This is a genomic window from Vibrio sp. DNB22_10_4, assembly GCF_052879755.1.
In genome coordinates, this window is sequence record NZ_JBNNXW010000118.1 from 1 (window position 1) to 240 (window position 240).

Here is a 240-nt window from a genome sequence, read left to right on the forward strand (position 1 = left end):
GCTTGGCCCCCTCCAGTTCGATCACGTCGCCGAACGGCGCGAAGGCTTCGCGCGTGAGCGGCTCGATGGTCAGGGCAATGCGAGGGTTGGCAACTGCGGCGGTGTCTTGGCTCATTCCAGCACCCCCCACAAGCGCAGACGCGACACGCCACCGTCCGGGAACATGTTGAAGCGCACGTGCGTGACGATACCCAGGTCCGCGATTTCGGCTTCGTAGTAGTGCTGCAGGTCCATCTGCAG

2 protein-coding genes are annotated in these 240 nt (G+C 64.2%); both read right to left on the reverse strand.

Annotated features, from left to right (window positions below; genetic code table 11):
- The coding region (locus ACVA6Q_RS24890) for an ureidoglycolate lyase (RefSeq protein ID WP_446649261.1) at window positions 1-115 on the reverse strand (115 nt) is incomplete at its 3' end.
- On the reverse strand, window positions 112-240 hold the full coding sequence (locus ACVA6Q_RS24895; protein WP_446649262.1) for a hypothetical protein: 129 nt from the start codon (window positions 238-240) through the stop codon (window positions 112-114). The genes ACVA6Q_RS24890 and ACVA6Q_RS24895, both read right to left, overlap by 4 nt.